The sequence below is a fragment of the Rhodanobacter sp. UC4438_H5 genome, from assembly GCF_052978405.1.
Genome location: NZ_CM129672.1, coordinates 1103877 through 1125221, shown reverse-complemented (window position 1 = coordinate 1125221; position 21345 = coordinate 1103877). Strand labels below are relative to the sequence as shown.

Sequence of the window (21345 nt, the reverse complement as noted above, 5' to 3'; positions counted from 1 at the left end):
CGGCGCGCACCCCAAGGATTGACCGATGTCGCTTTCCCCCTCGTTCATCGTGGCCATCCCGGCCCGGCATGGCTCGACCCGGCTGCCGGGCAAGCCCCTGCGTGACATCGGCGGGGTGCCGATGGTCGTGCGCGTGGCGCAGCGCGCACTGCAAGCCGGCGCCAGCTGCGTGGTGGTGGCGGTGGACGACGAGCGCATCGCCGAGGCGCTGGCCGGCCAGCGCGAGGTGCAGATCTGCATGACCCGCCGCGACCACGCCTCCGGCAGCGACCGGCTGGCCGAGTGCGCGGAGCAGCTTGGCTGGGCCGACGACAGCATCGTGGTCAACCTGCAAGGCGACGAACCGTTCGCGCCGGCCGCCGGCATCCGCGCCGTCGCCCAGGCGCTGGCCGGTGACGATGCGCCGGTGGCCACGCTGGCCACGCCGATCATCGACGCCGAGGAGCTGTTCGATCCTAACGTCGTGAAACTGGTGCGCACCGGCAACGGGCGCGCGCTGTATTTCAGCCGTGCGCCGATGCCGTGGGCGCGCGATGCGTTCGCGACGGATCGGCACACGCTGCCGTCCGGCACGCCGTTCCTGCGCCACATCGGCATCTATGCCTATCGGGCCGGGTTCCTGCGTCGCTACACGCAGTTGTCGCGCACGCCGCTGGAACAGACCGAATCGCTGGAGCAGTTGCGCGTGCTCGAGCACGGCCACGCGATCGCGGTGCGGCTGACACCCGAGCCGTTTCCCCCGGGCATCGATACCGAGGCGGATCTGGAACGCGCCGAGCTGTGGTTGCGCTCACACCGGTGAGGCTCCATATCGGGAACGTCGCCATCCGCTGCCGCTAGAATCCCTCCATGCAGTCCCCGCAACCGCCCCCCTTCGACGGCAAGGCCTTCGTCCGTACGCTCGCCACTTCGCCGGGCGTCTACCGCCACTTCGACGCGGCCGGCGAGTTGCTCTACGTGGGCAAGGCCGGCAACCTGAAGAAGCGCGTCGGCAGCTATTTCCTGAAGCCGCCGACAGAGGCGCGCATCGCCGCGATGGTGGCGCAGATCGCCCGCGTCGAGATCACGGTGACGCGTACCGAGGGCGAGGCGCTGCTGCTGGAATCGCAGCTGATCAAGTCGCTCAAGCCGCGCTACAACATCCTGCTGCGCGACGACAAGAGCTATCCCTACATCTACCTCTCCAGCGGCGAGGACTATCCGCGGCTGGCCTTCCACCGCGGCGCAAAGAACCTGCCGGGTCGTTATTTCGGGCCATACCCCAGCGCCCATGCGGTGCGCGAAAGCCTCAACCTGATGCAGAAGCTGTTCAAGGTGCGCCAGTGCGAGGACAGCTACTTCCGCAACCGCACGCGCCCGTGCCTGCTGTACCAGATCGGCCGCTGCAGCGCGCCGTGCGTGGGGCTGATCAGCGTCGAGGACTATCGCGAGGACGTACGCCATGCCGAGATGTTCCTGGAAGGGCGCAGCAACGCGGTGATCGACGAACTGGCCACGGCGATGGAGCAGGCCAGCCAGTCGCTGCAGTTCGAGCGTGCCGCGAAACTGCGCGACCAGGTCGCCGCGCTGCGCCAGCTGCAGGCGCAGCACCACGTGCGCGGAGCCAGCGCCGACATGGACGTGCTCGCCTGTCGCATCGAGGCCGGCATGGCCTGCGTCAGCGTGCTGTTCTTCCGCAACGGCATCAGCCTGGGGACGCGGGATTTCTTCCCGCGGCTGCCGCTGGACGCCACGCCGGCGGACGTGCTGGCGCAGTTCATCGCGCAGTACTACCTGGACCGGCCGGTGCCGCGCGAGCTGATCCTCGGCATGGCGCTGCCCGACCAGGCCCTCCTCGCCGAGGTGCTGGGCCAGCACGCCGGTCATGTGGTGGAACTGAAGTCCAGCGTGCGCGGGGATCGTGCGCAGTTCCTGCAGATGGCCGAGCGCAATGCCCAGGCTTCGCTTACCGCGCGGCTGGCCAGCCGGCAGACGCTGGGCACGCGTTTCGACGATCTGCAGAAGGTGCTGGGGCTGGACAGCATGCCGCGCCGGATCGAATGTTTCGACATCAGCCACACCATGGGCGAGCTCACGGTAGCGTCGTGCGTGGTATTCGGCCCGGAAGGCCCCGAGAAATCGCACTACCGCCGCTTCAACATCGCCGGCATCACGCCCGGTGACGATTACGCGGCCATGCACCAGGCATTGACCCGACGCTTCCGCAAGGTGGCCGAAGGCGAGGGCGTGCGTCCCGACGTGCTGCTGATCGATGGCGGCAGCGGCCAGGTGGCACAGGCGCTGGAGGTGTTGTGCGACCTGGGTGTCGACGGCATCGAGGTGGTCGGCGTGGCCAAGGGGCCGGGCCGCCGCGCCGGCGAGGAAACCCTGGTGCTGGCGCGACATGAGGCGGGCAGCGTGGGCCGCGAGCTGCATCCCGGCTCGTCCTCGCCGGCGCTGCACCTGGTCGCGGCGGTGCGCGACGAGGCGCATCGCTTTGCCATCAGCGGCCATCGCAAGCGGCGCGAGAAAGCGCGCGAGCGCAGCGTGCTGGAGGACATCCCGGGCATCGGGGCGCGGCGGAGGTCGTTGCTGCTGAAGGCCTTCGGCGGCATGCAGGGCGTGGAGGCAGCCGGCGTCGAGGAGTTGATGCAGGTGAAGGGCATCGACCGAAACCTGGCCGAGAAAATCTATGCCAGCCTGCATGGCTGAATGCCGGCAGGTACCATCACGTGGCAGCGGCATGCCGGCGTGCGAAACTGCAACAAATCCTCAGGACGAACCATGCGCATCAATTTGCCGACCTGGCTGACCCTTTTCCGCGTGGCATTGCTGCCGGTGATGGTCGTGGTGTTCTACTTGCCGTTCCGTGGCCACAACATCACGGCCGCCATCGTGTTCATCCTGGCCGCCATCACCGACTGGCTGGACGGCTATCTCGCCCGGCGGATGAAGCTCACCTCGGCGTTCGGCGCCTTTCTCGACCCGGTGGCGGACAAGTTGATGGTGGCGGTGACGTTGTTCCTGCTGGTGCAGTCGCATCCGAGCAGCGGCTGGTCCGGCATCCTGATGGCGGTGACCGCGGCGGTCATCGTCGGGCGCGAGATCAGCGTGTCGGCGCTACGCGAATGGATGGCCAAGATCGGCATGAGCGCCACCGTGAAAGTCGCCATGATCGGCAAGCTGAAGACCGTGATGCAGATGGTGGCGCTGGTGGTGCTCATCGTGCAGCACGAGAAGGAAGCCACGGCGCTGCGGCTGTATCACATCGGCGAAGGACTGCTGGTGATCGCCGGCATCCTGACCATCTGGTCCGGGCTGTACTACCTGCGCGCAGCCTGGCCGATGCTGCGCGACGACGCCTCGGGCAAACCGACTTGACGACACCGTTTCACGTATTAGAATGCGCGGCTCCGATGCGGGAATAGCTCAGTTGGTAGAGCACGACCTTGCCAAGGTCGGGGTCGCGAGTTCGAGTCTCGTTTCCCGCTCCAGATTTCGCCCGTGGCGACGCAAGGCCCTGACTCGTTCAGGGCCTTGTCGTTTCCGGCCATCAGCCATGGCGCAGGGACGCACGCGGGAGGGCCGGGCGCTATTCACAAGCGATCTGGTTCTGCTATCATTTGCGGCTCCGATGCGGGAATAGCTCAGTTGGTAGAGCACGACCTTGCCAAGGTCGGGGTCGCGAGTTCGAGTCTCGTTTCCCGCTCCAGGATTTGCACGGAACCCCGGATCGCCGGGGTTTTGTTTTCCGGGGAATATGCGATCATCTCCGTGTCACGATGATCGCGTGCATCAAGCAACGGCCTGGTGGCAGAGTGGTCATGCAGCGGACTGCAAATCCGCGTACGCCGGTTCGATTCCGACCTAGGCCTCCATTGCATCGCGGCTGTCACGGCAGCCCGACAAAAAGCCCGCCATCGGCGGGCTTTTTGCTGTCTGGCGGTGGCTGGTGCCCGGGGCGGGGGTCGAACCCGCATGGCCTTGCGGCCGAGGGATTTTAAGTCCCTTGCGTATACCAGTTTCGCCACCCGGGCCGGAGTGTGCTCGCCGCGAAGGGCGCCGCGCGCAGCGGCGCGAATGCTAGCACGCGGGTCAGAACAGGCTCTTGACGATGTGGAAGCCGGCACTGTACTCGCCGATAAGCGTGCCCACGCTGACCAGGATGAAGTTGAGCAGGGTGCGCGCCACGCGGTTTTTCCACCAGCCGGTCCAGTGCACGATGTCTTCGCGCAGGCTGTCGAAATCCGCCACGCGTGGACGACGCACCCAGGCTTCGGCCATCGCGCTGATGCCGCCGGCGGGGATGCCGGGGCGGAACGGCTTGATCGGGGCGGCGACGAAAGCGGCGGCGACGCTCAATGGATGACTGCCGGCCGCCACCGCGCCCAGGGCAGCGAAGCCGCCGGTGAACAGTATCCACGCCATCAGCGCCTGCGTGCCCAGCGCCGCATTGCGGTGGAATGCCCAGGCGATGGCGGCGAACACCAGCAGCACCAGGCCGGCGGCGACCCATTTCGGCCAGCGTGCCTTGGGCGGGGTCTGCGCCAGTTCGGCAACGGTACGCGCCGGGTCTTCGTGCTGCTCGCGCAGCAGCGTGCACAGGCCCTTGAGATGGCCGGCGCCGATCACCACCAGCACGCGCCGGGGCTCGTCCGACGGCGTGTGCGCGGCTTCCTCGCGCAGTCGCGCCGCCATGTAGGCATCGCGTTCGCCGATCAGGCTTTCATACAGCGGCTTCGAGCCGCTGGCGAACTCGCTGAAGGCGCTTTCCAGCAGGTCGCTCTGCTTGAGCTTTTCCACTTCGTCTTCGGCGATGTCGTTGCGCTCGAAGATGCTGGCGGCGAGCCCGCCGAGCAGGCCGAATCGTTGCCAGAAACCCACGCTGCGCCAGGCGCGTTTCAGCGTGGTGCCGACTTCGCGGTCGATCAGCCACAGCGGCACGTCGTGCGCCTCGGCGCCGTCCATCGCTGCCTTCATCTCGGCGCCGGGCTGGATGCCCGACTGCTCGGCAAGGCGCTTCTGGAAGGTAGACAGCACCAGGCTGGCGACGACCATGCCGGCCTTGCCTTGGCGGATCACCTGGAACAGGTCCATCTGCTTGAACGCTTCCGGATCGCGCATGCCCTGCGCGCGGCTTTCGCACAGCTCCACCGCCACCGCGTCGAAATGCTCGCTGGCCAGCAGCGCCTCGACTGCTTCCTTGCTGCTGCGCGAGACGTGGGCGGTGCCCAGCACCACGTACTCGACGCCATCGCGCTGCACGCGCTCCAGCGGCTGTCCTTCGAGGGCTGCCGGCGGGGCGACTGCGGTTTCGGGAACACTCATGCGGACGGCACGCCAGTCAACGGGGAGAGAAGCCATGAATGGGGGTGACGCCCCTGTGGCACAAGCCAAAACTTGAAACTGCGGCCATGGCTGGCCGCTTTTTGATCTTCGCGATCAAGGATGATCGCAAAGGCTCAGTCACGGAAGCGCTTCAGCAGGTCGGCGTAGGCGTCGATGCGGCGGTCACGCAGGAACGGCCAGATCCGGCGCACGTTCTCGCTGCGGCCCAGGTCGACTTCCGCGAGCAGCAATTCGCGGGCATCGGTACCCGCCCGGGCCAGGAATTCGCCCTGGGGTCCGGCGACGAAGCTGGAACCCCAGAACTGGATACCCGAGGTCGCGTCGGCGGGATCGGTTTCGAAGCCGGTACGGTTGCAGGCGAGCAGGGGCAGGCCGTTGGCCACGGCGTGGCCGCGCTGCACGGTGATCCAGGCGTCGCGCTGGCGGTCCTTCTCGGCTTGCTCGTCAGTGGGATCCCAGCCGATGGCGGTCGGATAGAGCAGCAGCTCGGCCCCGGCCAGCGCCATCAGGCGCGCCGCCTCCGGATACCACTGGTCCCAGCACACCAGCACGCCGAGGCGGCCGACCGAGGTGTCGATCGGTTCGAAACCCAGGTCGCCGGGCGTGAAGTAGAATTTCTCGTAGAAGCCCGGATCGTCCGGAATGTGCATCTTGCGGTAGACGCCGGCGATCGCCGCCGAGCGGTCGAAGACGACGGCGGTGTTGTGATACAGCCCGGCGGCGCGGCGCTCGAACAGCGAGGCGACCACCACCAGCTTCAGTTCCGCAGCCAGCTTGCCGATGCGCTCGGTGCCGGGGCCGGGGATGCTCTCGGCCTGGTCGAACACCTCGACCGATTCGCGCTGGCAGAAGTAGGGGCCGTTGTGCAGCTCCTGCAGCAGCACCAGTTCGGCGCCGGCAGCGGCGGCTTCGCGCAGGCCGGTCTCGATCGCATCCAGGTTGGCGTCGCGGCTGCCGCGGTCGGTTTCCTGCAGCAGCGCGACCTTGAGGGTCTTGCGGGTCATGATGGTTCCTGCCGCCTGTGGCGTGACACGCTAGTGTAGCGAAGCGCGTCGTCGCGGTTGTGCGTGGGGCGGCAACGGCCGGCCTGCGCCGCGCTTTGCCCCCTGGGTCGAGGCAGCCGCTCAGATCATCCCGGCCGGCAGTTGCATGGTGATGCAGTGCAGGCTGCCGTTCTGCCAGATCAGCGGGCGGCAGGGAATCTGCACCACCTCGCGGCCGGGGTGTGCGGTGCCGATGATGCGCGCGGCTTCGTCGTCGGCTTTGTCGCCGTAGGCAGGCACCAGCACGGCACCGTTGACGATCAGGTAGTTCGCGTAGGAGGCGGCAAGCCGACGGCCCTCGTCCAGGATGGGCCGGGCCCAGGGCAACGGATACAGTTGGTACGGCCGGCCATCGGCGGTGCGCAGCGCGGCCAGCTCGGCAGCCATGCGCTGCAGCTCGTCGTGATGCGGGTCGACGGGATCGTCGCAGGCCTGGAACACGATGCGCTCGCCGGGGGCGAAGCGGGCGAGGGTGTCGATGTGGGCGTCGGTATCGTCGCCTTCGAGGTAGCCGTGATCCAGCCACAGCACGCGGTCGGCGTGCAGGCTGTCGCGCAGGATCGCGCTCATCTCCTCGCGCGACTGCTCGGGATGGCGCTGCACCAGGCAGCGCCAGGTGGTGAGGATGCTGCCGGCGCCGTCGCTCTCGATGCCGCCGCCTTCCAGCGCCCAGTCGATACGCTGGTGTGCGGCGTGACCGAACACGCCGGCGTCGACCAGGCCGGCGACCAGTGCGTCGTCCTGTTCGGCGCCGAACTTGCCGCCCCAGCCGGTGAAGCGGAAATCAGTGAGCTGGAAATATCGTCCAGAATCGGCGGTGTCGCCATGCTTCAGCGTGATCGGGCCGGAGTCGCGCAGCCAGGTGTCGTCGTAGGGCAGCTCGACGAAGCGGACCTTCGCGGGGTCCACGCCGGCGCCGTGCAGTTGCGACTGCACGTGCCCGCGCAGCGCGGCGTCCGCGACCACGACAATCAGCGACTGGAACCGCGTGATCGCGGCGGCCAGCGCCACGTAGGTGGATTCCACCGTGTCCAGGCGTTCGGCCCAGTCCGTGCCGGCATGCGGCCAGGCGATCAGTACCGCGGCCTGGGGTTCCCATTCCGCCGGCAGGCGCAGGGTGGAGTCGGTCATGGCGGGGTTCTCGTGCAGATGGGCCGCCTATTGTAAAGCGCAGGCAAACGCAGACGCGGCCCGCGTCGCCACGGGCCGCGTCTGGGTGAAAGGGATCAGTGGACCGCGGACGGGTCGGTGTTGTTGCCCGCGGGCGTGTTGAGCACCGAATGGATCACGTGGCTGTGCTCGAAGTACACGATGAAGTTGGAGTATTCCCAGCGGTTGATCTGCGGGTGCTTCGCCGTGTCCCCGCCGCGCGGCGACAACTTGCGCTGCGGCGCACCCCAGGTCTTCTCGACCTGGGCCATGCTCAGCCCGCGGCTGGGCAGGTTCATGCCTTTTTCCTGCTGCACGCGGTGGATCAGCAGGCTGTCGCCATGTTCGCGCGACTGCGCTGCACTGGCTGCCGACGGCACGGCCAGGCCGGCGGCAGCGGCCAGCAGGATGGCGATCGGCAAACGGCTCGTGAACTTGACCATGGCTCCCCTCTCCATACAAGGCTGTATGCGGCGTCGTTGTAGCAGACCGCGCCATGTTACGCCATGCCGCGCCGCTGCGATTGCGATGGATTGGGCATTCGCTGCGGCCGGCATCCTGATCGACAAGACAGCGGCAAGTGCGCCATCGCCGTTATCATGGGCGGCTGCAGTGCCCGCTTGCGCGGGCAGGACTCGCCCATTCCATGATTTCGTTTCGACATTTCGCCCTGCGCCGCGGCAGTCGTTTGCTGCTTTCCGACATCGACCTGGTGATCCAGAGCGGCTGGCGCCTTGGCGTGATCGGCCGCAACGGCTGCGGCAAATCCAGCCTGTTCGCCGCACTGCAGGGCAGGCTGGAGAGCGATGCGGGCGAGCTGGAGATGTCGGGCAAGCTGCGGCTGGCCTCGGTGGCGCAGGAGACGCCGGCGCTGCCGGACGCCGCGATCGACTACGTGTTGGCCGGTGACGAGGAACTGGCCGCCGCCATCAACGACGAAGCGGAAGCCGGCGATCGCGGTGACATGGAGGCGATGGCGAAGGCGCATCACCGCATCGAGGAACTGAACGGCTACGACGGCCGCGCCCGCGCCGGCCGCCTGCTGCATGGCCTGGGCTTTCCCCCGGAAACGCACGAGCGCGCGGTGCAGGAATTTTCCGGCGGCTGGCGCGGACGGCTGAACTTGGCGCGTGCGCTGATGTGCCCGTCCGACCTGCTGCTGCTGGACGAGCCGACCAACCACCTCGACCTCGACGCCGTGCTGTGGCTGGAAGAATGGCTGCGTCGCTACCAGGGCACCTTGCTGATCATCTCGCACGACCGCGAGTTCCTCGATGGCGTGATCACCCATACACTGCACCTCAACGACGGCAAGGCCAAGCTCTATACCGGCAATTACAGCGCGTTCGAGCGCCTGCGCGCCGAGCAGTTGCGCCAGCAGCAGATCTCGCACGAGCGCGAGCAGGCCGAGCGCGCGCACCTGCAGTCCTTCATCGACCGCTTCAAGGCCAAGGCGACCAAGGCCAAGCAGGCGCAGTCGCGGATGAAGCGGCTGGAGAAGCTGGCCGGCACCGAGGCAGTACGCGCCGAGCGCCCCTTCAGCTTCCAGTTTCCCGCGCCGGGGCGACTGCCCGATTCGATGCTGCAGCTGGAAGGCATCACCGCCGGCTACCTGGCCGATCCTTCCACGCACGCGGACGAAGTGGCGAACATCGTGCTCGCCGACGTGCGCTTCAGCATCGAGGCGGGCGAACGGATCGGCCTGCTCGGCCCGAACGGCGCCGGCAAATCCACCCTGGTGAAGACCCTGGTCGGCGAGCTGGAACCGTTCGGCGGCGAGCGCAAGGTGCACAAGGACTTGAAGATCGGCTACTTCGCCCAGCACACGGTGGAAAGCCTGCGCGAAGGGTCGAGCCCGCTCGACCATCTGCTGGACAAGGCGCCGGGCGTGGCCACCCAGGTGATGCGCGATTTTCTCGGCACCTGGAATTTCGCCGGCGACCGCGCGTTCGAGTCGGTCGACGGTTTCTCCGGCGGCGAGCGCGCACGCCTGGCGCTGGCGCTGATCGCGTGGGACAAGCCGAACCTGCTGCTGCTGGACGAACCGACCAACCACCTCGACCTGGACATGCGCGAGGCGCTGGCCGACGCGCTGGCCGATTTCGACGGCGCGCTGGTGCTGGTTTCTCACGACCGCCATCTGCTCGGCATGGTCTGCGACAGCTTCTGGCGCGTGGCCGACGGCGAGGTGGCGCCGTTCGACGGCGACCTGGACGACTACGCGCGCTGGTTGAAGACCCGCACTGCCGCGAACAAGAAGGCGGCCAAGCCGGTGGTGGCCAAGGTGGTGGAGGTTTCGCCGGAGGAGCACAGGCGCCAGACTGCCGCCCAGCGTGACGAGGAAAAAGCCGCGCGCCAGCGGGTGAAGAAGATCGAGACGCGCACCGCCAGCATCGATACCGAGCTGGCCGCGCTGGAGGCGCAACTGGCCGACCCGGCCACCTACAACGGCCCGACCAGCGAAATGATGCGCATCGGCCAGCGCCAGGCGCAGCTGCGCGGCGAGAAGGAATCGCTGGAAAACGAGTGGCTGGCGCTGGTCGAGCAACTGGAGGCCTGAAGAGATGTCCAAACCGGAGCCGTCGCTGCAACTGTGGCTGCCCTCGCTGGCGCACGTCGAGCCGACCCATCCGCTGCACGCGTGGCTCCCGCGCGCCGACCGCCTGGCGGATGGCGGCGTCGGTTATCTCGATGGCCTCGGCGGGCATTTCACCGGCGTCGAGGCGCACGTGCCCGCGGCGGCGATCACCCGCCAGTTTCTCGCCGGCGACGCGGGCGATGCGCTGTGGCTGTCGGCCGACCCGGCCTGGGTGCAGCCGGACATGAACGGGGTACGCCTGCTGGCCTGCGGTCGCATGGGCCTGGGCCTGGACGAGGCGCAGGCGCTGGCCGAAACGCTGCGGCCGGTGTTCGACGACGCCGGCATGCAACTGGAGATTTCCACCCCGGATCATTGGCATCTGCGCCTGCCGGCCGATACGCCGCTGCCCGGCCTGGCCGCGCCATCGCAGGCGCTGGGCGAGGACCTCGCGCAGCACCTGCCGCAGGGCGCGCACGGGCGCCGCTGGCGCGTGTTGCAAAACGACATCCAGGTGCTGCTGCACCAGCATCCGCTCAATGCGCAACGACGGATGCGCGGGCAATCGCTGGTCAACAGTCTGTGGCTGTGGGGCGGCGGACGCCTGCCCGCGCCGCCGACCAGTGCCCTGGCCGGCGTGGTCAGCGACGACCTGCTGCTGCGCGCACTGGCCGCGCGTGCCGGCATCGCGCATCCGTTGCGCACGGCCGATGCGGTCGCAGCCGCGGGTGCCGGCTGGCTGATCGACCTGCAGGATCTGCCGGCGCACGAGCTGGCCTCGCGCTGGTGGCCGCTGCTGCAGCCGCTGCTCGAACGCCAGCCCGTCACGCTGCATTTCGCCAGCGGCGAACGCTGGCTGCACAAACCCGCTCATCGCTGGCGCTTCTGGCGCGGGGCAGGGCGTTGAGCGTGCTGCAGCTGCGTCGGCGCGAAAGCCGGGGCACGCCGCATGGCTGGCCGGATGCGGTGCACCCGGTGCTGCAGCAGGTCTACGCCGCGCGCGGCGTGCTGGAACCCGGCCAGGTCGAGCACCGGCTGGCGCGGATGCTGTCGCCGCAACTGCTGGGCGGCATGGCGCAGGCGGTCGAACTGCTGGCCGAGGCGATCCGCGATGACTGGACCATCCTGATCGCCGGCGACTACGACTGCGACGGCGCGACCGGCACCGCCGTGGCCGTGCGCGGCCTGCGTCTGCTCGGTGCGCGGCGGCTGGATTACGCGATCCCGAACCGCTTCGTGCACGGTTACGGGCTGAGCGCGGCCTTCGTCGCCTCGATGCAGCCCACCCCGCAGCTGATCGTCACGGTCGACAACGGCGTGGCCAGCGTGGCCGGCGTGGCGGCGGCGCAGGCGCGCGGCATCAAGGTCATCGTCACCGACCATCACCTGCCCGGCGAGCGGTTGCCGGCGTGTGATGCGATGGTCAATCCGAATCTCGCCGGCGACGCGTTCCCCAGCAAGGCGCTGGCAGGTGTCGGGGTGATGTTCTACCTGCTGCTCGCCCTGCGTGCAAAGTTGCACGAGCAGGGCGCTTTCGGCGCGGCGAAACCCGACCTGTCGGTGCTGCTCGACCTGGTCGCCCTGGGTACGGTGGCCGATCTGGTGCCGCTGGATTTCAACAACCGCGTGCTGGTCGAGGCCGGCTTGCAGCGCATGCGCAGCGGCCGCGCCTGCGCCGGCATCGCCGCGCTGGTCGAAGCGGGCAGGCGCAGCCTGACCACGCTGTGCGCCAGCGATCTCGGCTTCGCAGTCGGGCCGCGGTTGAACGCGGCCGGGCGCCTGGAGGACATGCGCCTGGGCGTGGCCTGCCTGCTCACCGACGACGTGGCACAGGCGCGCCGTTACGCCGAGCAGCTCGACGCGATCAACCGCGAGCGGCGCGACCTGCAGGCCTCGATGGTGGCCGAGGCCGAGGTGATGGTGGCTGGCCTGGGGCCGCTCGATGCGATCGGCGTGGCATTGTTCGAGCCGTCGTGGCATGCCGGCGTGGTCGGCCTGGTCGCCTCGAAACTCAAGGAGCGGCTGCACCGCCCGGTGATCGCCTTCGCCCCGGCCAGCGAAGACGACACCGAAAACCTCCGTGGTTCCTGCCGTTCCATCCCGGGCTTCCACATCCGCGACGCGCTGGCCGTGATCGACGCCCGCCAGCCCGGCCTGATCGAACGCTTCGGCGGCCACGCAATGGCTGCCGGGCTGAGCCTGAAAGCCGCCGACTACCCGCGCTTCGCCGCCGCCTTCGACGCGGTCGCGCGCGAGTTGATCGAGCCCGAGCGGCTGCAGGCGGTGCTGTACACCGACGGCGAGTTGCCGCCCGGCGCCGCCACGCTGGCGCTGGCCCGCCAGTTGCGCGCCGCCGGCCCATGGGGCCAGGCGTTCCCCGAACCGCTGTTCGACAACCTGTTCGACTGCGCCGGCTGGAAGGTGATGGGTGAGACCCATCTGCGCCTGCAACTGCGCGACCCGCGCGATGGCGCCGTGCACGACGCGGTGATGTTCAATGCCTATGACGGCCAGCCACCGCCGCCTCGGCTGCGCACGGCCTACGAGCTGACCATCAACGACTGGCAGGGTCGCGAGACGCCGCGCCTGCTGCTGCGGCACATCGAGCCCGCCTGATCGGAAATGCAGGATTCTCGAAAGCCTGCTCCCATGCCTTCGACTTGCACGCTTTTCACGTGCCTGGACCCAAACTGGGGCACCCCATCCCAGGAGCACGCCCGTGATCGCACAGATCGAAGGATTGCCTGCCGGCACGCTGGGTTTTCGCGCGCACGGCCAGGTCACCGCGCAAGACTACGAGAACATCGTGGTGCCGGATGTCGAGGCGGCGTTCGCGCTCAATCGAAAGCTGCGCCTGCTCTACGTCACTGCCGACGACTTCACCGGCTTCGACCCCGGCGCCATGTGGAACGACGCAAAACTCGGCGCGCGGCACTTCAGCAGTTGGGACCGTGTGGCGCTGGTCACTGACGTGCCCTGGCTGCGCGGTACCGCCACGGCCTTCAGCTTCGCCATCCCCGCCCAGTTCCGCCTGTTCCGTGGTGCCGAGGTCGACGAAGCCACGCGCTGGATTACGGCGGACTGAGTACCTCGACGGTGCCGTGGCGGCCGTCGATGCGCACGCGCTGGCCATTGGCCAGCATGCGCATCACGTGGCGCACGCTCATCACGGCCGGCAGGCCCAGTTCGCGCGCGGTCACCGCGCCGTGCGACAGCGGGCCGCCGCTTTCGGTGATCACTCCGCGCGCCTGGTAGAACAGCGGCGTCCACGCCGGGTTGGTGGTGCGCGCCACCAGGATCGCGTCCTTGGGGAAGTGCGGGAAATCCTCCGGGCTGCGCACCACGAATACCTCGCCCTCGACGATGCCGGGGCTGCCGCCCAGGCCCTTGAGCACCTGGCTGCCGTCGACCTCGACCGGTTCCGCCTCGCCGAAGATCCAGTCCGGCGTGCGTGCGCAGGCCGCCAGGTAACCGGCCTTGTGGCGGGCGGCGGCTTCCGTGATCGGGGACAGTTCACCGCTGTGCAGCGCGCCGTCGAGCAGGGCCAGCGGCACGAAATAGACGTCCATCGGATCAGCCAGTACGCCGCGTTCGACCAGCTGTACGCCGATCGCTTTCAGGCCGCGGCGAAATGGCAGGTGTAGGCGGGTGGTCTGGTAATGCTCCAGGTCGTCCAGCGCGGTATACGTGCGGGCCAGCCGGATCACCTCGTGCACCAGGTAGCGCAGTTCCTCCGGCGCATGGCTGAGCACGTTGTGCTCCATCGCCGCCTGGGCGGCTTTCTGCGCCAGTTCGGCGGCGGCGCGGTCCTCGTCGGGACGATCGACCAGCATCTTCAGCTGGTCCAGCACGATCTGCGGTGCCTCGACCCAGGTCGGGTGGTAGGCGTCGAAATCCAGTTCGCGATGGCCGTGGCGGGCCAGGAAGCGCTGGAACTCGGCGTGGAAGGCGGGGTGCTGCACCAGTTCTTCCAGCAGTTCGACGCTGGGTTCGCTGCGCAGCCGGTCATGCAGGACGGCATCCATGCGAACCAGCCGCGACAGCGACCACAGCTCGGCATTGACCTGGCCGGTCTTGGTGTCGGTGACTGCCAGCAACTGGTCGAACACCTGCTGCGCCTGGTCGGCCGGCAGCGCCAGTCGCAGCATCTGCTGCAGGGCCACGTACAGCGTGCGCTGGGTCAGCGAGATGGCGATGTTCGGCAGGAAGTAGCTGGCGCCCAGCGCATTGATGCGCAGCACGTAGTCCCACAGTTCATTCAAAGGGCGGCCGTCCAGCGACTCGCGCATCAGGGCGCCGATGCCGAGCAGATAAGTGTCCAGGTCGCGCATCCAGCGCACCGGCAGCTCCTGCACCCAGGCAAACTGCGCGGCGATCTGCGGCAGCGCGGCGCGGATGCTTTCCACGTCCTTGAGCATCTTCGCCGGCGTGCGGCCGCTGTAGAGTTCGACCGCGTTCTGGTTGCCGTAGATGTAGTAGTCGCGCATCGCGAACCACTTGTCGCCGAACGGCGGCAGGCCCATCAGCTTGAAACTGTGGTTGAGCGAGGCATGGAAGCCGGCTTCGCACAGATCCCAGGTCAGCGGGGTGACCGGGTTGGGAAAGCGCTCGGCCGATTCGTCGCGGGTCCAGCGCGCCGGGATGCGCGTCACCGCACGCGACTGCAGCAGGTACAGCGTGCCGTCCTGCCACGCCCACTCGATGTCCTGCGGGAAACCGAAGTGCTGCTCGGCGGCCAGCGCCAGCTGCGCCACGGCGCGGCGTTGCGCTTCGGCGAGGGCAGGGGCATGCGCCTGTTCGGCGGACAACGTCGAGTGGCGAGTACCGCCGGCGGCATCGGTCACCAGCGCCTGCGGCTTCTCGGCGATCACCGCGTCGACCTCGCTCATGTCGCTGCGCCTGAGCCGGTACTCGTCGACCGGCTCCTCGCCACCGACCACGGTTTCGCCGAGGCCGAACGCGGCGTTGATCAACACCTGGTCCAGCGCCCCACGCACCGGGTCGATCGAGAACGCCACGCCGGCGGCCTCATGCTCGCCCACCTGCACCATCTTCTGCACCACCACGGCCATCGCCGCGTCCAGGTGGTTCAGCCCCATCCGCTCGCGATACGGCAGCACGTGGGCATTCCACAGCGAGGCGTAGCAGCGGCGGATCGCGTCGAGCACGGCATCGACGCCGCGGATGCCCAGCAAGGTATCGTGCTGGCCGGCGAACGCAGCGCCGGGCAGGTCTTCCAGCGTGCCGGAGGAACGCACCGCCACCGGCGCATCGGCCAGATCGAGTGTTTCCAGTTTCGCGGCGAGCTCGTCGCGCAGTGACGACGGCAACGGCTGCGCGAGCAGCAGGGCCTGGATGCGCTCGCTGCGGGCGGCGTGGTCGAGTGTGGCGTCTTCCAGCACGTGGCGGATCGCCTCATGCAAGGGCGCCACGAACTCGCGATAAACCTCGCTGCCGACCACGATGCCCGGCGGCACCGGCAGGTGCTGCGCGGCGCGCGCCAGGTTGGCGCCCTTGCCGCCGCTGACGGCATGCTCGGCGGCCTGCGGATCGGTGAAGACGAGGAGTTGGGTCATGCGAGGGTTTCCTTGCGGTAACGCTGAATGAAGGCGAGCACCGCGGCGGCGAGGGCGATCCCGCACAGCACGTCGATGCCGTAGTGATAGCGCAGGTACAACGTGGCCACCACCAGCGCCAGGATGATCGGCGCCAGCAGGGCGGCGATGCGCCGATACCTGCCCAGCGCGAAGAAGCCCAGCACATACACGCCGATGCCGCTGTGCAGGCTGGGGAACACGTCCATGCCGGTGATCCCGGCCTTGACCACGCCGGCCAGCAATGCCGTCATCGCGCCGCCGTGCACGGGATACGGAAACACCTCGGGAAACGCCATGTACGGTCCACCGGCCGGCACCAGCAGGTAGCCGGCAAAGCCGACCAGGTACATCAGGGTCAGGCCGAGGAAGAACGCCTTCGCCTCGGGGCTGCTGCGCTGCACGCTGAACACGATCGCCGGCAGTAGCACCACGAAATAGAACAGGAAGTAGCCGCTGCTGAGCAGCTCCGACAGCCACGGCCGTTCCCAGCCCAGCAGGTGCTCCGGCAGGCTGCGGCCACCCCACAGATCACGATCCAGCGCGAGCAGCGTCGCGTCGGCGGTGTGCTGGATGAATACCTCGCGGATCGCCTTGAACAGCGGAAAGATCAGCCAGCAGGCGACGAACTGCAGCGTGCCTTTCCAGCTGGCCCAGCCACTGCCCGGTGCAGCCAAGGTAGCGACCAGCAACAGCAGCCAGGCGATACCGCCAAGCAGGCTGGCGGCGTGCAGGTCGCCGTCATCCAGCCGCCAGGCACCGATGCTGCCGAGCACCAGGATCAGCAACAGCTCGGCGGCGAAGGCATGGCCGATCCAGCGCGCGATGCGTGGCATGTTCACGGATTCCCCCGATGCATTACGCGCGGCCAGCGCCACCAGCCGAGTGCGGCCAGCGGCCACAGCACCAGCAGCGGCCATGGCCAGAACCAGGTCATCAACAGCAGACAGGGCAGCCAGACCATCGCCACCAGCAGCCCGCCCACGATGCGGAAAAAGCTCACCGTATTGCGTGCATCCGCCTTGCCACCGGCGACCCGGCCGGCCAGCAGCACCGGCGCCGCCAGCAGCATGAACGCCGCCACCACGAGCCAGTCCAATGGCCATGGACGAGCGCGTGGTGGTGGCGGCGGTGGCGCCTGTGGGCGTTGCTGTGCGCCGATGAACGCCAGCGCGTAGGACTCGCCCGCCGCGGCCCGCACCGTCGCCCAGGCTTCCGTCGTCGCAAAGACCTCCGGGGTCGGACAGTTCACCGAGACCGCGTCGAGCGCGGTCGCGATCGCCTGATGGATGCGTCGTTCCCAGTCGCGATCGGATTCATCGGCATCGCGTGCGGGCAAGTTCACCGGCACTCCGACCAGCGCCTCGACGCGCGAACGGAAGCGGTCCGGCGCCTGGTAGTGCAAACCCAGCGGCAGCACCTCCAGCGACAATCCCTCGTCCAGCAAGGTGCGCGCGATGCGCGCTGCGCCGCGCTGGTAAGGCAGCGGCTGCCAGCCCCATTCGCTGCTGCCTTCGGGAAAGATCACCAGGTCGCCGCCCGCACGCAGTTGGGCGCAGCCGGCGTCGACGGGATGAGCGAACGCGGCGCGCCGCTTGGCGTAGCGCTCGCGATCCTTGTCGCGCACCACCGCGATGCCGTCGAACATCCAGCGCAGCAGCGGATGCCGCAGCAACTGGATCGAGACCAGCCCTTGCGCGCCGGGAAACACCCGCAGCACGGTGTAGCCGTCGATCGCCCCGTTGCGATGACTGCTGACGATCAGCCGACCGCCGCGTCGCGGCACGGGTTGCCGATGGGCACCGAAGATGCGGATGCGGCCGAAATAGAAACCGCGCAGCAACCAGGCCAGCAGCGGAATCCACCAGCGCAATGGCCGCCCTCCCGCGGGCATCGGTGCCGGGTCGGTGCGGGAGCGGGCAGACATCCGTGTTGCGTCATGGCTCATTGGCGGCAATGTAGCGGCAAGCGGCGGCTGGCGTCACTGCTGTGCCAGCACTTGCCAAGCGTCGGATGATCTGTTCAAGTTGATCCATGCATTCCTTCGCCACCAGCGGCTTGAACTCCACTGCGCCTTCCGCGCGCAGCTTCGTGCTGGCCGGCAATACCAATAATCGCGCGAACAACAACGCCAACCGTTGGCGGGCCCTCGCGTAGCTGCAAGTTTCATCGAATACGCGAAAGAGGTCCGCCCAGTGCGGGCCTCTTTCGTTTTGTGGTGTTTGATTTTTGCGCGGGTCCGCCCACGCAGGGCAAACCCGGTCTCCATGGCCGATTTTTCAGAAGAGCGGTATCCACAGACAGCAACGAGGAAACTTCCACCATGTGCTCGATATTCGGAATGTTCGACCTGCAGCCGGGCGACGACCTGACCGCGTTGCGCCGGCAGGCGCTGGAGTTGTCGCAGCGCCAGCGCCATCGCGGGCCGGACTGGAGCGGGGTGTTCGTCGACGCCGGGGTGATCCTGGTGCACGAGCGGCTGGCCATCGTCGACCCGGCCAGCGGCGCGCAGCCGCTGCGTTCGCGCGACGGCGCGCTGGCGCTGGCGGTGAACGGCGAGATCTACAACCACCGCGAATTGCGTGCGGCCAGCAGCTACGAATTCACCACCGCTTCGGACTGCGAGGTGATCAACGCGCTGTATCGCGAGCACGGCAGCGACTTCGTGGGCAGGCTCAACGGCATCTTCGCGTTCGCGTTGTGGGACGGCGAGGCGCAGCGCTACCTGATCGCGCGCGACCCGATCGGCGTCTGCCCGCTGTACTGGGGCCACGACGCGCAAGGCCGCCTGTGCGTGGCCTCGGAGATGAAGGCGCTGGTCGGCGTGTGTGCCGACGTGGCGCCGTTCCCGCCGGGTCATGTCTACGACAGCGCCAGCGGCGAACTGCGCAGCTACTACGCCAGGCCATGGCGCGACTATGCCGCCACGCGCGGCCATGACGTGGCTGCTCCGGCCTTGCGCAAGGCGTTTGAGCAGGCCGTGCATCGCCAGCTGATGACCGACGTGCCGTATGGGGTGCTGCTTTCCGGTGGGCTGGATTCGTCGCTGGTCGCCGCCTGCGCCGCGCAGTTCGCGCGCGAGCGGGTCGAGGACGACGACCGCAGCGAGGCCTGGTGGCCGCGCCTGCATTCGTTCGCGATCGGGCTGGACGGCTCGCCCGACCTGGCTGCGGCGCAGGTCGCCGCCGACGCGCTGGGCACCGTGCATCACGGCTTCATCTACACCTTCTGGGAAGGCCTTGACGCGCTGCCCGAAGTGATTCGCCATATCGAGACCTACGACGTCACCACCATCCGCGCCGCCACGCCGATGTACCTGCTGGCGCGGCGGATCAAGGCGATGGGCGTGAAGATGGTGCTGTCCGGCGAGGGTTCGGACGAGATCTTCGGCGGCTATCTGTACTTCCACAAGGCGCCCTCGGCCGAGGCGTTCCATGAGGAAACCGTGCGCAAGCTCGACGCGCTGCACAGCTACGACTGCCTGCGCGCGAACAAGGCGATGATGGCGTGGGGCGTGGAGGCGCGCGTGCCGTTCCTCGACCTGGAGTTCATCGACGTGGCGATGGGCCTGGATGCGAAGCACAAGATGGCAGGGCAGGGGCGCATCGAGAAGGCGGTACTGCGCGAAGCGTTCGACGGCGCGCTGCCGGATTCGATCCTGTGGCGACAGAAGGAGCAGTTCAGCGATGGCGTCGGCTATGGCTGGATCGACGGCTTGAAAGCGCACGCGGAGCAGGCGGTCAGCGACCGCGAGTTCGCCGCGGCCGCGGCGCGCTACCCGTTCAACACGCCGGCGACCAAGGAGGCGTATTTCTACCGACGCATCTTCGAGCAGCACTTTCCCGGCGAGGCCTGCGCCGCGACCGTGCCCGGCGGCAAGTCGATTGCCTGCTCCTCGCCCGCAGCGCTGGCGTGGGATCCGGCGTTCGCGAACGCGGCCGATCCGTCGGGGCGTGCCGTCAGAGGCGTACATGCCCAGGCGCTCGCCTGAATGCGGCCGGCTGCTTAGGGCGGGCACCGCCCGCCGGTTTCCGTCGCCATGGATCAAAGGTCGGCGGGCAGTGCCCGCCCTGCAAGGGGCGCCGGCTGCAAACGGGTCTGTTATTCTTGCGTGCTCGCCTCCCACCAAGATTTCACGATGATCGAGACCAATCCCATCCATGCGCAGATCGACGACCTCCGCGGTCGCGTCGAAGCGCTTAGGGGGTATCTTTGACTACGCCACCAAGCGCGAGCGCCTGGAAGAAGTAACCCGCGAACTGGAGAGCCCCACCGTGTGGGACGACCCGGCCAACGCGCAGGAACTGGGTCGCGAACGCGCCCGATTGCACACCATCGTCCACGGCATCGACACGCTGACTGCCGGCCTGGACGACGCCGGCGACCTGCTGGAGATGGCCGTCGCCGACGGCGATGACGACGCCGCGCAGTCGGTGATCGACGACCTGGACAAGCTGGAGTCGCAGGTCGGCAAGCTGGAGTTCCAGCGCATGTTCTCCGGCAAGATGGACGCGATGAACGCGTTCGTCGACATCCAGGCCGGCGCCGGCGGCACCGAGGCGCAGGACTGGGCCGAAATGCTGCTGCGCATGTACCTGCGCTGGTGCGAGCACCGTGGCTGGAAAGCCGAGCTGATGGAAGTCAGCGGCGGCGACGTGGCCGGCATCAAGTCCGCCACGTTCCGCGTCGAGGGCGACTATGCCTACGGCTGGCTGAAGACCGAGATCGGCGTGCACCGGCTGGTGCGCAAGAGCCCGTTCGATTCGGACAACCGCCGGCACACCAGTTTCACCTCGGTATTCGTTTCGCCGGAAGTGGACGACAGCATCGAGATCGACATCAACCCGGCCGACCTGAAGACCGACGTATACCGTTCGTCGGGTGCCGGCGGCCAGCACGTCAACAAGACCGAGTCGGCGGTGCGCATCACCCACGTGCCCACCAACACGGTCGTGGCCTGCCAGACCGAGCGCAGCCAGCACGCCAACCGCGACCGCGCGATGAAGATGCTGGCCGCCAAGCTGTACGAACTGGAAGTGCAGAAGCGCAATGCCGAGAGGGACGCGCTGGAAGCGACCAAGTCCGACATCGGCTGGGGCAGCCAGATCCGCAACTACGTGCTCGACCAGAGCCGCATCAAGGATCTGCGCACCGGCATCGAGCGTTCGGACACCCAGAAGGTGCTCGACGGCGACCTCGACGAGTTCATCGAGGCAAGCCTGAAATCCGGCCTCGAAGCCGGCGCCAAGCGCATCGATGCCTGACGCCCGATTCCCTTCGACCCGCCCATTGACGAGGTGACGCGCATGAACAGCAAGAAGATCGGCATTTTCCTGATCGCCTTGGTCGCGCTGATGGCGTTCGGCGCGGCAGCGCAGTCGTCGCAGGGCAGCGCCGGACAGGGCATCAAGCAGGACGCGAAGGCGGTCGGCCACGGCGTCGCCGACGGCGCCCGCGATGTCGGTCACGCGACCAGGCATGTGGCCAGGAAGATCGGGCACGGCGCGAAAGAGGCCGGCACCGGCATCGGCCATGGCGCGAAGAAGGCAGGCGTCGCCATCGGCCACGGCGCGCGCGAGGGCTGGGATGCCACCAAACGCGGCGTCAAGCAGATTTTCGACAAGGGCAATTGAGCGCCGCCCCATCCACGAGA

The 21345-nt window shown here is 68.0% G+C and carries 18 protein-coding genes and 4 tRNA genes; 13 read left to right on the top strand and 9 right to left on the bottom strand.

Features of this window, described 5'->3' with window-relative positions:
- The first annotated feature begins 25 nt into the window (after positions 1 to 25).
- From kdsB to ACVCL9_RS05165, 6 genes are all read left to right on the top strand, one after another.
- Entirely contained in the window at positions 26 to 802 is a 777-nt protein-coding gene (gene kdsB / locus ACVCL9_RS05190; RefSeq protein WP_447098862.1) for a 3-deoxy-manno-octulosonate cytidylyltransferase, read from the top strand.
- 47 nt (positions 803 to 849) lie between these two features.
- Positions 850 to 2691: an excinuclease ABC subunit UvrC gene (uvrC, locus tag ACVCL9_RS05185; protein ID WP_447098863.1), complete on the top strand. Its 1842-nt coding sequence runs from the start codon at positions 850 to 852 to the stop codon at positions 2689 to 2691.
- Positions 2692 to 2763: 72 nt separating this feature from the next.
- On the top strand, positions 2764 to 3360 hold the full coding sequence (gene pgsA, locus ACVCL9_RS05180; RefSeq protein ID WP_395118548.1) for a CDP-diacylglycerol--glycerol-3-phosphate 3-phosphatidyltransferase: 597 nt from the start codon (positions 2764 to 2766) through the stop codon (positions 3358 to 3360).
- A 37-nt stretch (positions 3361 to 3397) separates the two neighbouring features.
- Positions 3398 to 3473: transfer RNA gene (locus ACVCL9_RS05175), tRNA-Gly, on the top strand.
- A gap of 142 nt (positions 3474 to 3615) precedes the next feature.
- Positions 3616 to 3691 (top strand) — tRNA-Gly (locus ACVCL9_RS05170).
- A 92-nt stretch (positions 3692 to 3783) separates the two neighbouring features.
- Positions 3784 to 3857 (top strand) — tRNA-Cys (locus ACVCL9_RS05165).
- 72 nt (positions 3858 to 3929) lie between these two features.
- On the opposite strand, the gene ACVCL9_RS05160 is transcribed toward ACVCL9_RS05165, so the two are convergent.
- The 5 genes from ACVCL9_RS05160 to ACVCL9_RS05140 form a co-directional block, all read right to left on the bottom strand.
- Positions 3930 to 4016, bottom strand: a tRNA-Leu gene (locus ACVCL9_RS05160).
- Positions 4017 to 4074: 58 nt separating this feature from the next.
- Positions 4075 to 5307, bottom strand: a complete 1233-nt coding sequence (locus tag ACVCL9_RS05155; RefSeq protein ID WP_395118546.1) for a TraB/GumN family protein — start codon at positions 5305 to 5307, stop codon at positions 4075 to 4077.
- A 134-nt stretch (positions 5308 to 5441) separates the two neighbouring features.
- The gene (locus tag ACVCL9_RS05150) at positions 5442 to 6332 is read right to left on the bottom strand and encodes a carbon-nitrogen hydrolase (RefSeq protein ID WP_447098864.1); all 891 of its coding nucleotides are present in this window, start codon (positions 6330 to 6332) and stop codon (positions 5442 to 5444) included.
- Between the two features lie 120 nt (positions 6333 to 6452).
- Positions 6453 to 7502 (bottom strand): agmatine deiminase family protein, encoded by a 1050-nt coding sequence (locus tag ACVCL9_RS05145; RefSeq protein WP_447098865.1) that lies wholly within the window; start codon positions 7500 to 7502, stop codon positions 6453 to 6455.
- Between the two features lie 95 nt (positions 7503 to 7597).
- Positions 7598 to 7963, bottom strand: a complete 366-nt coding sequence (locus tag ACVCL9_RS05140) for a hypothetical protein (protein WP_447098866.1) — start codon at positions 7961 to 7963, stop codon at positions 7598 to 7600.
- Positions 7964 to 8166: 203 nt separating this feature from the next.
- Between ACVCL9_RS05140 and ACVCL9_RS05135 the strand changes: the two genes are divergently transcribed.
- From ACVCL9_RS05135 to ACVCL9_RS05120, 4 genes are all read left to right on the top strand, one after another.
- Positions 8167 to 10080: an ABC-F family ATP-binding cassette domain-containing protein gene (locus tag ACVCL9_RS05135; RefSeq protein ID WP_447098867.1), complete on the top strand. Its 1914-nt coding sequence runs from the start codon at positions 8167 to 8169 to the stop codon at positions 10078 to 10080.
- 4 nt (positions 10081 to 10084) lie between these two features.
- The gene (locus ACVCL9_RS05130) at positions 10085 to 11005 is read left to right on the top strand and encodes a phosphoglycerate mutase (protein ID WP_447098868.1); all 921 of its coding nucleotides are present in this window, start codon (positions 10085 to 10087) and stop codon (positions 11003 to 11005) included.
- Positions 11002 to 12714, top strand: a complete 1713-nt coding sequence (recJ, locus tag ACVCL9_RS05125; RefSeq protein ID WP_447098869.1) for a single-stranded-DNA-specific exonuclease RecJ — start codon at positions 11002 to 11004, stop codon at positions 12712 to 12714. The genes ACVCL9_RS05130 and recJ overlap by 4 nt, the downstream gene beginning before the upstream one ends.
- A gap of 103 nt (positions 12715 to 12817) precedes the next feature.
- Positions 12818 to 13183: an STAS/SEC14 domain-containing protein gene (locus ACVCL9_RS05120; RefSeq protein WP_447098870.1), complete on the top strand. Its 366-nt coding sequence runs from the start codon at positions 12818 to 12820 to the stop codon at positions 13181 to 13183.
- On the opposite strand, the gene ACVCL9_RS05115 is transcribed toward ACVCL9_RS05120, so the two are convergent.
- Genes ACVCL9_RS05115 through ACVCL9_RS05100 form a run of 4 tightly spaced genes read right to left on the bottom strand, consistent with a single transcriptional unit; the run spans position 13170 to position 17827 of the window.
- The gene (locus ACVCL9_RS05115; RefSeq protein ID WP_447098871.1) at positions 13170 to 15674 is read right to left on the bottom strand and encodes a PEP/pyruvate-binding domain-containing protein; all 2505 of its coding nucleotides are present in this window, start codon (positions 15672 to 15674) and stop codon (positions 13170 to 13172) included. The genes ACVCL9_RS05120 and ACVCL9_RS05115 overlap by 14 nt on opposite strands.
- Entirely contained in the window at positions 15671 to 16528 is an 858-nt protein-coding gene (locus ACVCL9_RS05110) for a phosphatase PAP2 family protein (RefSeq protein WP_447098872.1), read from the bottom strand. The genes ACVCL9_RS05115 and ACVCL9_RS05110 overlap by 4 nt, the downstream gene beginning before the upstream one ends.
- Before the next feature lie 2 nt (positions 16529 to 16530).
- On the bottom strand, positions 16531 to 17619 hold the full coding sequence (locus ACVCL9_RS05105) for a 1-acyl-sn-glycerol-3-phosphate acyltransferase (protein ID WP_447098873.1): 1089 nt from the start codon (positions 17617 to 17619) through the stop codon (positions 16531 to 16533).
- Positions 17620 to 17629: 10 nt separating this feature from the next.
- Positions 17630 to 17827 carry a hypothetical protein gene (locus tag ACVCL9_RS05100; RefSeq protein ID WP_447098874.1) on the bottom strand — a complete coding sequence of 66 codons (198 nt, stop codon included), beginning with the start codon at positions 17825 to 17827 and terminating at the stop codon, positions 17630 to 17632.
- A 188-nt stretch (positions 17828 to 18015) separates the two neighbouring features.
- Between ACVCL9_RS05100 and asnB the strand changes: the two genes are divergently transcribed.
- The 3 genes from asnB (at position 18016) to ACVCL9_RS05085 (ending at position 21325) form a co-directional block, all read left to right on the top strand.
- Positions 18016 to 19683, top strand: a complete 1668-nt coding sequence (gene asnB, locus ACVCL9_RS05095) for an asparagine synthase B (protein ID WP_447098875.1) — start codon at positions 18016 to 18018, stop codon at positions 19681 to 19683.
- Between the two features lie 147 nt (positions 19684 to 19830).
- Positions 19831 to 20956, top strand: a protein-coding gene (prfB, locus tag ACVCL9_RS05090; protein WP_447098876.1) for a peptide chain release factor 2 whose coding sequence is annotated in 2 segments (ribosomal slippage) — positions 19831 to 19905 and positions 19907 to 20956 — 1125 coding nt in all. Because the reading frame shifts where the segments join, the coding sequence is not laid out codon by codon here.
- 42 nt (positions 20957 to 20998) lie between these two features.
- Complete coding sequence (locus tag ACVCL9_RS05085) at positions 20999 to 21325, top strand: hypothetical protein (RefSeq protein WP_395118524.1); 327 nt, start codon at positions 20999 to 21001, stop codon at positions 21323 to 21325.
- Positions 21326 to 21345 lie beyond the last annotated feature (20 nt).

What these genes read in the sequence shown, in the direction of transcription:
- uvrC (WP_447098863.1), top strand. Translation starts at nt 850, where the DNA reads ATGCAGTCCCCGCAACCGCCCCCCTTCGACGGCAAGGCCTTCGTCCGT.
- asnB (WP_447098875.1), top strand. Translation starts at nt 18,016, where the DNA reads ATGTGCTCGATATTCGGAATGTTCGACCTGCAGCCGGGCGACGACCTG.
- ACVCL9_RS05130 (WP_447098868.1), top strand. Translation starts at nt 10,085, where the DNA reads ATGTCCAAACCGGAGCCGTCGCTGCAACTGTGGCTGCCCTCGCTGGCG.
- pgsA (WP_395118548.1), top strand. Translation starts at nt 2,764, where the DNA reads ATGCGCATCAATTTGCCGACCTGGCTGACCCTTTTCCGCGTGGCATTG.
- ACVCL9_RS05140 (WP_447098866.1), bottom strand. Translation starts at nt 7,963, where the DNA reads ATGGTCAAGTTCACGAGCCGTTTGCCGATCGCCATCCTGCTGGCCGCT.
- ACVCL9_RS05110 (WP_447098872.1), bottom strand. Translation starts at nt 16,528, where the DNA reads ATGCCACGCATCGCGCGCTGGATCGGCCATGCCTTCGCCGCCGAGCTG.
- ACVCL9_RS05145 (WP_447098865.1), bottom strand. Translation starts at nt 7,502, where the DNA reads ATGACCGACTCCACCCTGCGCCTGCCGGCGGAATGGGAACCCCAGGCC.
- ACVCL9_RS05150 (WP_447098864.1), bottom strand. Translation starts at nt 6,332, where the DNA reads ATGACCCGCAAGACCCTCAAGGTCGCGCTGCTGCAGGAAACCGACCGC.
- ACVCL9_RS05085 (WP_395118524.1), top strand. Translation starts at nt 20,999, where the DNA reads ATGAACAGCAAGAAGATCGGCATTTTCCTGATCGCCTTGGTCGCGCTG.
- ACVCL9_RS05115 (WP_447098871.1), bottom strand. Translation starts at nt 15,674, where the DNA reads ATGACCCAACTCCTCGTCTTCACCGATCCGCAGGCCGCCGAGCATGCC.
- ACVCL9_RS05135 (WP_447098867.1), top strand. Translation starts at nt 8,167, where the DNA reads ATGATTTCGTTTCGACATTTCGCCCTGCGCCGCGGCAGTCGTTTGCTG.
- kdsB (WP_447098862.1), top strand. Translation starts at nt 26, where the DNA reads ATGTCGCTTTCCCCCTCGTTCATCGTGGCCATCCCGGCCCGGCATGGC.
- ACVCL9_RS05105 (WP_447098873.1), bottom strand. Translation starts at nt 17,619, where the DNA reads ATGTCTGCCCGCTCCCGCACCGACCCGGCACCGATGCCCGCGGGAGGG.
- ACVCL9_RS05155 (WP_395118546.1), bottom strand. Translation starts at nt 5,307, where the DNA reads ATGAGTGTTCCCGAAACCGCAGTCGCCCCGCCGGCAGCCCTCGAAGGA.